This is a genomic window from Yersinia sp. 2542 StPb PI (assembly GCF_048593855.1).
In the GTDB taxonomy this organism is placed as follows: domain Bacteria; phylum Pseudomonadota; class Gammaproteobacteria; order Enterobacterales; family Enterobacteriaceae; genus Yersinia; species Yersinia enterocolitica_E.
The window spans coordinates 1-6736 of record NZ_JAZGQA010000218.1 but is presented as its reverse complement, the minus strand read 5'-3'; the positions used below and the strand labels follow the sequence as shown (position 1 = coordinate 6736).

Here is a 6736-nt window from a genome sequence, read left to right as displayed (position 1 = left end):
GTTTTACAGCATATACATATCATCAATCAGGATGAGATACCGCTAGTCGCTAAATATTCGGCGTGACTATATTGCTCTTGGGGAATACCCCTCGGATTTAAAATCTCAGGAGCATTAATATGAAAAAGTCTCTGTTAACTACCAGCGCGGCTATTTTATTTGTCGTCGGCACCGGATTCTCATCTGTAACTTATGCTTGTGCTGGGCCTCACTCTCACTATGGCGACAATTGCGAAAACACCTGTGGCCCGCTCCGTGAACCATTGAAAACAATCTGCTATTTTGGCAGCACACAACACAAAGCGCAGTCGTCAAGCCAAGTGGTCCCTGGGATGGCAACACTAACTCCCGCCATTGGGACATTGACCCCGTCAAAAATACCCATGATCCCTCTAGAGAAGTAATTTGGAAAACTGAGTTTGCCAATAGGGACCGTAAGTTTAGATCTCATTATATATAGCGAAAAATGCCGCAGATATTGCCTCTGCGGCATTTCATTGGTGTGCATGAATACTGCGAATTACCAGTCAATACCTTGTTGTGCTTTAATTCCGGCATCAAAAGCATGTTTGACCGGGCGTAATTCACTGACGGTATCGGCCATTTCCAACAAATCGCGGTGGCAGCCACGGCCAGTAATAATCACGGTTTGATGGGCAGGGCGCTGTTTGAGGGCGGTGATGACCTCATCAAGTGGCAGATAGTCATAGGCGACCATATAAGTCAGTTCATCCAGCACCACTAAATCCAGGCTTGGGTCTGCCAACATGCGCAAACCGTGCTGCCAAACACCTTGGCAGGCGGCAGTGTCAGTTTCTCTATTCTGAGTATTCCAGGTAAAACCGGTCGCCATAACCTGAAATTCGACCCCATGCTGTTGCAGCAGGTTTTTCTCACCGTTAGGCCATTCACCTTTAATAAACTGAATCACCCCTGCTTTCAGACCATGCCCGACCGCACGGGTCACAGTGCCAAATGCTGCGGTGGTCTTGCCTTTACCGTTACCGGTAAAAACAATCATGATACCGCGTGTTTCTTGTGCTGCCGCAACCCGTGATTCAACCTTTTCTTTTATTTTTTGTTGGCGCTGCTGGTGGCGTTCTTCAGACATAACATGTTCCTTTATTCTGCGGGGCCGGCTTTACGGCCGGGTTGTGCATCGAAACTGATGCCGGTTTTTCTGCGGCTATCATCGCTCATGAGATAAAGATATAGCGGCATAATATCAGCAGGTGTTTTTAATTTAGTTGTATCTTCGTCAGGGAAGGCGGATGCCCGCATCTGAGTTCGGGTGCCGCCCGGGTTAATACAATTCACCCGCAAATTGCTGTGTTTATATTCTTCTGCAAGCACTTGCATCATGCCTTCAGTGGCGAATTTGGATACGGCATAAGCGCCCCAGCCGGAACGACCCTGGCGACCCACGCTAGAACTGGTGAATACCAGCGAGGCGCTGTAGGATTTCAATAGTAGCGGTAAAAGTGCCTGGGTAAGCATAAATGTCGCATTTACATTCACTTGCATCACATCCTGCCAGACGGCTATATTTTGCTCTGCCATCGGAACGATATCACCTAATAAACCGGCATTATGCAACACACCATCCAGATGAGAAACATGCTGACTTAGGGTATCTGCTAGCTGCTGGCAATCTTGTTGCGTTGCATGTAATAGGTCAAGTGGCAGTGTTAAAGCGGGCAACCCTTGAGCCTCAGCGATCTGTTGCTGTACCGCTATTAATTTACTTTCAGTCCGGCCAACTAACACCAGGCGAGCACCAAAACGGGCATAGGTCAGTGCCGCTTCGCGACCAATACCATCGCCTGCTCCCGTCACCAGTATAGTGCGGTTATTGAGCAGATCGTCTTTAGGTTGATAATGCATAATTATTCCTCTTACTGGCGGCGGATATTTTATTCAGGCATGCCGCGATATCTCTTACATTCTTATATTTAAGCGAAACCAATGCAATTTTTCATTTGCGCAAGACGGCAGCTTACGGGTTCGCTAGAATGCAGGTATCTCTCTAATAGCAGATGAATAAAGGCGGTATTTGTGGAGTTAATTTCTCTGTACGGACTGTTTCTAGCCAAAGTAGTGACGATTGTGGTCGCCATTGGTGCGGTAGTGTTACTGGTTGTCAGCCAAGGGATGAGAAAACAAGGGCAACGGGGTGAATTGAATCTGGTTGATCTGGGTGAGCAATATAAGGAAATTCAGCGGGAAATGCGGCTGGCGCGCATGAGTCATGCAGAACAAAAAAACTGGAGCAAAGAGTTTAAGAAGCAGCAAAAAGCGGATCAAAAGCTGAAGAAACAGCGCGCCAAAGCCGGTGCGGTGGCAGCGGTAAAACCCTGCCTATATGTAATTGATTTTAAAGGTAGCATTGATGCACATGAAGTGACGTCGTTGCGTGAAGAGATTTCTGCGGTTCTGGCGGTTGCTAGCGCGCAAGATGAAGTGCTGCTGCGACTCGAAAGCCCTGGTGGCGTAGTACATGGTTATGGTTTAGCCGCCTCGCAATTGGAGCGCTTGCGCCATAAAGGGATTCGCCTGACGGTGGCGGTCGATAAAGTAGCTGCCAGTGGGGGATATATGATGGCCTGTGTGGCTGATCGTATTATTAGTGCACCATTCGCCATTATTGGTTCTATCGGTGTTGTGGCCCAAATCCCGAACTTCCACCGCTTGCTAAAAAAGAATGATATTGATGTAGAACTGCATACTGCTGGTGAGTTTAAACGCACACTGACATTATTTGGTGAGAATACTGAACAAGGGCGCGAGAAATTCCGTGAAGATCTGAATGAAACGCACCTGTTATTCAAACAGTTCGTACAGCAACAGCGCCCCTCTCTGGACATCGATGCGGTTGCGACCGGTGAACACTGGTTTGGTACCCAAGCCAAAGAGAAAGGGTTGGTTGATGCCATTGGTACCAGTGATGATTTATTGATTGCCGAAATGGATAATCATGAAGTTATTGGCGTGCGTTATTCACGACGCAAACGTCTGATGGATCGTTTTACCGGCAGCGCGGCAGAAAGTGCTGACCGTCTATTATTACGCTGGTGGCAGCGCGGCGAAAAACCCCTTTTATAATCTGAGAGCATAGGGTTTTTAGTGAAGGAAGGCAGGGGGCTTAGCCCCCTGTTATTTGTGACTCAATGGCTAAACTAGCCATGTAATAATGGGAGGAGTCACCGGCAATTAATCGATTAAATGGTATTTAGCTGACAAAACATGAGCCAAATGTTTAAACATATTAAATACTGCGGTTGTTTTCGCTGTCGGTAAACCGTCTGCATCCAGGAAAAACTCGCCGCGAAATACCAATACTGGCCCTTTTTGTTCAACCTCAGTTGCCTGCATCCCATGCATATAATCTTCGTGCTGGCGAATAATCTCATTAGCCTCTGCCAATAATTTATTACGCTCAATTGGTGCTGTGTTTCCGTGCATTATATCTCCTTACTACAATGTAATTTCTCTCACTATTGTACTGTGGGTTAGCATTTGTTCGCAAACCGGCTAAGGTTTATTCGAGCCTCTGGCTATTTTGTCGCCGTGATTGGATAAATTCATATTCCTCGCTAATTAGGTTGCGTAGCGCTTTTTATCAGGTACAGTGTGGGATTTTATACTATTAGGTGGAAGGTTTTGTTGACGCCATGAGGCAGAATTCGCTGCTGTAGTGCTGGGTGTAGGCAAAAATTTTGAGGGATCGAGGGGTCGTCAGGTAAGACTCGGCAGGCGCATTTATGGCTCCGATCAAAAAAACAGGTTGATCTCCTGAGAAAGTACCGCAATATAAAAAAGAGATTCAGAATGCCGCGGTACGGCAAGATAAAAACCTTCTTTTAGAAGAAATAATTTAGGTAAAGGTCATTATGGGTAAAGCCCTCGTAATAGTTGAGTCCCCGGCAAAAGCCAAAACTATTAATAAATACTTAGGGAATAACTACGTGGTTAAGTCCAGTGTCGGTCACATTCGTGATTTGCCGACCAGTGGATCAGCCAGTAAGAAGAGCGCTAACTCAACTGAAGATAAAGCCAAGAAAACCGACAAGCCCAAGACTAAAGTAAAGAAAGACGAAAAGGTTGCGTTAGTGAACCGTATGGGCGTCGATCCTTATCATGGCTGGAAAGCGCAGTACGAAATTTTGCCCGGCAAAGAAAAAGTGGTTGCCGAGCTGAAAGCATTAGCCGAAAACGCTGACCACATCTATCTCGCAACCGACCTTGACCGCGAAGGAGAGGCAATTGCCTGGCATTTGCGGGAAGTGATTGGTGGTGATGATAAGCGCTTTAGCCGTGTGGTTTTCAACGAAATCACCAAAAACGCCATCCAGCAGGCGTTTAATCAACCGGGTGAATTGAATATCAACCGGGTTAATGCCCAGCAAGCTCGTCGCTTTATGGACCGGGTTGTGGGTTATATGGTCTCCCCGCTGCTCTGGAAAAAAATTGCTCGTGGCCTGTCTGCCGGTCGAGTGCAATCAGTGGCAGTGCGCTTAGTTGTTGAGCGTGAACGGGATATCAAAGCATTCGTTCCCGAAGAGTACTGGGAGCTGCATGCTGACTTGCTGGCGAAAGGTGAAGTTCCGATTCAAATGGAAGTCACCCATGCCCATGACAAGCCGTTTAAACCGGTAAATCGCGAGCAGACGCATGCTGCACTGAAATTACTGGAAAATGCGCGCTATAAGGTGCTGGATCGTGAAGATAAACCGACCAGTAGCAAGCCCGGCGCGCCGTTTATTACCTCCACCTTGCAGCAGGCTGCCAGTACCCGTCTGAGTTTTGGTGTGAAAAAAACCATGATGATGGCGCAGCGCTTGTATGAAGCAGGTCATATCACCTATATGCGTACTGACTCCACCAATTTAAGTCAGGATGCGCTGACCATGGTGCGTGATTATATTGGCGACAATTTCGGTGATAAGTATCTGCCATCAGCGCCTAATCAGTACAGCAGCAAAGAAAATTCGCAAGAAGCGCATGAAGCTATTCGCCCTTCAGATGTGAGTGTGATTGCTGAGCAGTTAAAAGATATGGAAGCCGACGCCCAGAAGCTGTACCAACTGATTTGGCGTCAGTTTGTGGCTTGCCAGATGACACCAGCTAAGTATGACTCCACCACGTTGACCGTGCAGGCTGGCGATTTCCAACTGCGGGCGAAAGGGCGTACTCTGCGCTTTGATGGTTGGACTAAGGTGATGCCTGCGCTACGTAAAGGCGATGAAGACCGCACTTTACCGGTAATTGAAGTGGGCAGTGATTTGGATTTGCAAAAACTTATCCCAAGCCAACACTTCACCAAGCCGCCAGCACGTTACAGCGAAGCATCACTGGTAAAAGAGTTGGAAAAACGGGGTATTGGCCGTCCATCCACATATGCATCAATCATTTCGACCATTCAGGATCGTGGTTATGTGCGGGTAGAAAACCGCCGTTTCTATGCTGAGAAAATGGGTGAAATCGTTACTGACCGGTTAGAAGAAAACTTCCGCGAATTGATGAATTACGATTTTACCGCGCGCATGGAAAGTGGCCTGGATCAGGTTGCCAACGATCAGGCCGAGTGGAAAGCTGTACTGGATGGTTTCTTTGCCGAATTCAGCGAGCAGCTTGAAAAAGCAGAGAAAGATCCTGAAGAGGGCGGTATGCGCCCGAATCAGATGGTGATGACCAGCATCGACTGCCCAACCTGTGGCCGTCAGATGGGGATTCGCACCGCCAGTACCGGTGTGTTCCTTGGGTGTTCTGGTTATGCATTGCCACCTAAAGAGCGCTGCAAAACCACGATCAATCTGGTACCCGAAGCTGAAATTCTCAATATCCTTGAGGGTGATGATGCGGAAACTAACGCATTACGCGCCCGCCGCCGTTGCCAGAAATGTGGTACGGCAATGGATAGCTATCTCATCGATAACCAACGTAAATTGCATGTTTGCGGTAATAACCCTGCGTGTGATGGTTATGAGATAGAAGAGGGCGAGTTCCGTATCAAAGGGTATGAAGGCCCGATTGTTGAGTGCGAGAAATGTGGTTCTGAAATGCATCTGAAAATGGGGCGTTTTGGCAAGTACATGGGCTGCACCAATGACGAGTGTAAGAATACCCGTAAAATCTTGCGCAGTGGTGAAGTCGCGCCACCTAAAGAAGATCCGGTACCGTTGCCAGAACTGCCTTGTGAGAAGTCAGATGCCTATTTCGTGTTGCGAGACGGTGCTGCAGGCGTGTTCCTGGCTGCGAATACCTTCCCTAAGTCGCGCGAAACCCGTGCGCCGTTAGTCGAAGAGTTAGTTCGCTTCAAAGATCGTTTACCTGAAAAATTACGTTATCTGGCTGATGCGCCCGTGGCGGATAAAGAAGGTAATAAAACCATGGTACGTTTTAGCCGTAAAACCAAACAGCAGTATGTTTCATCCGAGAAAGATGGCAAAGCCACGGGTTGGTCTGCTTTCTATATCGATGGAAAATGGGTTGAAGCGAAAAAATAAGTGGTTAAATCGATCGGAGTACACTTAAGCCTAGAGTACACTTAAGCCTATAGTGCGGTGCTCCGGTAGCACAAAAAAAACCAGCCTCAATGGCTGGTTTTTTTATTGGGCTAATCCACTCAAGTGCTTTATAGTCTTAGTTAATCCGCTAAAGTTATTACACTTTGGCTACTGTCTGCATTTATCAAAAAAATACTATTATTTTTAGGCTGATATACTGTAATACCAGG

At 47.3% G+C, this 6736-nt stretch carries 6 protein-coding genes; 3 read left to right on the top strand and 3 right to left on the bottom strand.

Annotated features, from left to right (window positions below):
• The first annotated feature begins 119 nt into the window (after nucleotides 1-119).
• Nucleotides 120-404, top strand: a complete 285-nt coding sequence (locus V1952_RS18900; RefSeq protein WP_420075311.1) for a hypothetical protein — start codon at nucleotides 120-122, stop codon at nucleotides 402-404.
• A gap of 116 nt (nucleotides 405-520) precedes the next feature.
• Here the strand turns inward: V1952_RS18900 and cobO are convergent, their stop codons facing one another.
• Nucleotides 521-1111: a cob(I)yrinic acid a,c-diamide adenosyltransferase gene (gene cobO / locus V1952_RS18895; RefSeq protein WP_145606056.1), complete on the bottom strand. Its 591-nt coding sequence runs from the start codon at nucleotides 1109-1111 to the stop codon at nucleotides 521-523.
• Nucleotides 1112-1122: 11 nt separating this feature from the next.
• Nucleotides 1123-1884, bottom strand: a complete 762-nt coding sequence (locus V1952_RS18890) for a YciK family oxidoreductase (RefSeq protein ID WP_420075310.1) — start codon at nucleotides 1882-1884, stop codon at nucleotides 1123-1125.
• 171 nt (nucleotides 1885-2055) lie between these two features.
• Here V1952_RS18890 and sohB point away from each other — a divergent pair, with 171 nt between their 5' ends.
• A complete protein-coding gene (gene sohB / locus V1952_RS18885) occupies nucleotides 2056-3102 on the top strand; it encodes a protease SohB (RefSeq protein WP_083158918.1) in 1047 nt (348 codons plus the stop codon).
• A gap of 108 nt (nucleotides 3103-3210) precedes the next feature.
• Here the strand turns inward: sohB and V1952_RS18880 are convergent, their stop codons facing one another.
• Nucleotides 3211-3462: a YciN family protein gene (locus V1952_RS18880; protein WP_083158917.1), complete on the bottom strand. Its 252-nt coding sequence runs from the start codon at nucleotides 3460-3462 to the stop codon at nucleotides 3211-3213.
• Nucleotides 3463-3890: 428 nt separating this feature from the next.
• On the opposite strand from V1952_RS18880, the gene topA reads away from it, so the two are divergent.
• Nucleotides 3891-6506 carry a type I DNA topoisomerase gene (gene topA / locus V1952_RS18875; RefSeq protein WP_083158916.1) on the top strand — a complete coding sequence of 872 codons (2616 nt, stop codon included), beginning with the start codon at nucleotides 3891-3893 and terminating at the stop codon, nucleotides 6504-6506.
• Nucleotides 6507-6736 lie beyond the last annotated feature (230 nt).

Excerpts from the sequence above, each read along its gene's own strand:
- V1952_RS18900 (WP_420075311.1), top strand. The coding sequence starts at position 120 with ATGAAAAAGTCTCTGTTAACTACCAGCGCGGCTATTTTATTTGTCGTC.
- cobO (WP_145606056.1), bottom strand. The coding sequence starts at position 1,111 with ATGTCTGAAGAACGCCACCAGCAGCGCCAACAAAAAATAAAAGAAAAG.
- V1952_RS18890 (WP_420075310.1), bottom strand. The coding sequence starts at position 1,884 with ATGCATTATCAACCTAAAGACGATCTGCTCAATAACCGCACTATACTG.
- V1952_RS18880 (WP_083158917.1), bottom strand. The coding sequence starts at position 3,462 with ATGCACGGAAACACAGCACCAATTGAGCGTAATAAATTATTGGCAGAG.
- topA (WP_083158916.1), top strand. The coding sequence starts at position 3,891 with ATGGGTAAAGCCCTCGTAATAGTTGAGTCCCCGGCAAAAGCCAAAACT.